The following is a 2,807-nucleotide window of genomic DNA, read 5'->3' as shown; positions in this document are numbered from 1 at the left end:
GAACGGGCGTTGTTTTCCGCCGGGTGGTTTCAGCGAGTTCTCCGGTTGCGGTCCTTGGGAGCGCCGAGATTAGGTTGAGCCCTCAGCTAGTGTACCCTTGGGGAGCGACGGTAGTTCGCGGGTCTTGGCAAGGTTCTCCAGGGGATTCCTAAGGGGGCAGTGGAGCCCCCTTAGGCGGACTTTTGGTTCCTTTTCGTCCGTCCGAAAAGGAACCCGCCTGCCGGGGCGGGACCCGGCAATTCTGCCGCCCGATGAGCGGCATATCTAAAAGCTGCACCGCTCCCCGAGCGGCAAAATCACAAATCAAACTGCAGTATCTTCCGCTGGTCGGCGAACCCATTCCTGCGGTAAAAGCGGATCGCGCCCTCGTTCTGGGCCAGCGCGCAGAGCTCCACATACCGGAGTCCCCGGGCGCGCGCCCACGATTTGACGCTCTCCATCAGCAGCGCGCCGACGCCGCTGTTCCTGTGCCGCTCGTCGACGCAGAGGTCCATCAGGTAAGCGTAGCGATAGGGGATGACACAGTCGTAGGGCGGAGTCGCGAGGTCCTGCACCAGCGCGAACCCGCAGACGTTGCCGGCGTCGTCCGCCACAAAAAGCTCCTGGTCCCCGGCCGCGACGACCTCCCGCAAAAACGCCCCGTCCTGCGGGGTGCCGCGAAAACGTTCCGGCTGCATCCGCGCGGAAAGCGCAAAAAGCTGCGCGTAAAGCTCCACGATTCGCGGTATGTCCACCTCCACGGCGGTCCGAATCTCCATATTCGTCTTCTCCCCTCTCGCTTACATATTGGATATTATAGCATAAAACATTGCCTGACAGTCAAATTTCTGTTAAGATATCATGTGGAATTTGAAAAAGATTTAAACAGGGAGGTTCCCATGAAGATCGGGGACATCGAAATCAAACGGACGGCGGCGCTCGCGCCGATGGCGGGCGTGGCGGATAGTGCCTTCCGCCAAATCTGTAAGGAGTTCGGCGCGGCCTATATGGTCGGCGAGATGGCGAGTGCCAAGGGGATGCACTACTCCGACAGGAAGACCGCCAAGCTGCTCGGCGTGCAGGATGCCGAACGGCCGGTCGCGGTGCAGCTCTTCGGGGACGAACCGGATATTTTGGCGGAAGCGGCGAAAAAAGCGCTCGCCTACCGGCCTGATGTAATCGACCTCAACATGGGCTGTCCCGCGCCCAAGATCGCGGGCAACGGGGGCGGCAGCGCGCTGATGAAAAATCCCGCCCTCGCGGGTAGAATCACCGAGGCGGTCGTCAGGGCGGTTCCCCTGCCGGTCACCGTCAAATTCCGCAAGGGCTGGGACGACGAGCATGTCAACGCGGTGGAGTTCGCGCGCGTCATGGAGGAGAGCGGCGCGGCCGCGCTCACCGTGCACGGACGTACCCGCCAGCAGTTCTATTCCCCGCCCGTCGATCTGGATATCATCGCCGCGGTAAAGGCCGCCGTTTCGATCCCTGTGATCGGCAACGGCGACTGCATTGATCTACAATCCGTATTGTACATGTATGATTATACAAAATGCGATCTCGTTATGATCGGCCGCGGGGCGCTCGGAAGCCCCTGGCTCTTCCGGCAGGTCGGCCGCTATTTTGAAGACGGCTCGATTCTGCCCGCGCCGCCGCTTGCGGAACGCATGGAGGTCATGCTCCGCCACCTGAAGCTTATCTGTGAAAACAAGGGGGAACGCCAGGGCATGCGTGAGGCGCGCAAGCACGCGGCCTGGTATATGAAGGGGATGCGCGGCGCCGCCGCTTTCCGCAGGCGTTCGGGCGAGCTCTGCACCTATGAGGACGCGGTGCGGCTGGCTTCCGACGTGCTCGCCGCCAATCCGGACATCAGGGAGGAAACGCCATGAGACCGAGAAAGAAAACGAATCTTGCCCCCCGGCTCGCCGCCTGCGCGCCGGTCGTCATCCAAAGCCCTGAGGAAAAGAAGGGCCGCATTCGGGAGCAGTTTCCCAGCCCGGCCGCGCCGCTGCACCTTGAACTCGGCTGCGGCAAGGGCGCGTTTATCTGCGAGCTTGCTTCCCTGCATCCCGAAATCAACTTTGTCGCGATGGAGAAGGAGGCCAACGTCGCCGTCATCGCCACCGAGCGCGCTATGGAGGCCCGGCTGCCCAATCTGCGCTTCATCCTCGGCGACGCCGGCCGTCTTTCCGAAATCTTTCTGCCCGGCGAGGTCGGCCGCATCTATATCAACTTCTGCGACCCCTGGCACAAGCACCGGCAGTTCAAGCGCCGCCTCACCTACCGGGGCCGTCTCGCCGTCTACAACGCCCTGCTCGCCGACGGCGGCGAGGTGTGGTTCAAGACGGACAACTACATGCTCTACCACTTCTCCACCTTTGAATTCGACGCGTGCATGGAGCGGTATTTTTCCACCGCCGACCTGCACCGCAGCGAGTACGCGGAAGGCAACATCATGACCGAATATGAGCGGTATTTTTCCGATCTCGGCCAGCCGATCTATTCCATCCGCGCGCGGAAGAATCCCGCCTGCACCCTTATTCCGGATCTTCCCTCCACGGAGCACAAACCCGCCGGTGACGAGTGAGCGTCGCCGGCGGGTTTTATTTTCCGCTCAATGAGCGGCGGAGATTGCCGGTGGTCGACCGGCGACGGTGACTTTAAATTTGCCGCTCATCGAGCGGCGGAGTTGCCGGGTCCCGCCCCGGCGGGCGGCCCTATTTCTTGTACGGACAAGAAATAGGGGAAAGAAGCCGCAAGGGGAGAACCCCTTGACCCCCGCGCCGCCTCCGGTTGGCCTTCGGCCAAAGTCGGCGGCGCCCGTGACACGG

The 2,807-nt window shown here is 62.0% G+C and carries 3 protein-coding genes; 2 read left to right on the top strand and 1 reads right to left on the bottom strand.

The genetic code is table 11. The features are described from left to right. Window positions 1-296: 296 nt before the first annotated feature. Entirely contained in the window at window positions 297-758 is a 462-nt protein-coding gene (locus RDM88_RS12500; protein WP_308755154.1) for a GNAT family N-acetyltransferase, read from the bottom strand. A 120-nt stretch (window positions 759-878) separates the two neighbouring features. On the opposite strand from RDM88_RS12500, the gene dusB reads away from it, so the two are divergent. Both dusB and trmB read left to right on the top strand, forming a co-directional pair. Continuing rightward, window positions 879-1,865 carry a tRNA dihydrouridine synthase DusB gene (gene dusB, locus RDM88_RS12495; RefSeq protein WP_308755153.1) on the top strand — a complete coding sequence of 329 codons (987 nt, stop codon included), beginning with the start codon at window positions 879-881 and terminating at the stop codon, window positions 1,863-1,865. Then, window positions 1,862-2,563 carry a tRNA (guanosine(46)-N7)-methyltransferase TrmB gene (gene trmB, locus RDM88_RS12490; protein ID WP_308755152.1) on the top strand — a complete coding sequence of 234 codons (702 nt, stop codon included), beginning with the start codon at window positions 1,862-1,864 and terminating at the stop codon, window positions 2,561-2,563. The genes dusB and trmB overlap by 4 nt, the downstream gene beginning before the upstream one ends. Window positions 2,564-2,807: the final 244 nt, after the last annotated feature.

Origin of the sequence: uncultured Anaerotruncus sp. (assembly GCF_902490045.1) — a bacterium.
In the GTDB taxonomy this organism is placed as follows: domain Bacteria; phylum Bacillota; class Clostridia; order Oscillospirales; family Ruminococcaceae; genus Anaerotruncus.
This window is presented reverse-complemented; position numbering and strand designations above follow the sequence as displayed.

Excerpts from the sequence above, each read along its gene's own strand:
- RDM88_RS12500 (WP_308755154.1), bottom strand. The coding sequence starts at position 758 with ATGGAGATTCGGACCGCCGTGGAGGTGGACATACCGCGAATCGTGGAG.
- dusB (WP_308755153.1), top strand. The coding sequence starts at position 879 with ATGAAGATCGGGGACATCGAAATCAAACGGACGGCGGCGCTCGCGCCG.
- trmB (WP_308755152.1), top strand. The coding sequence starts at position 1,862 with ATGAGACCGAGAAAGAAAACGAATCTTGCCCCCCGGCTCGCCGCCTGC.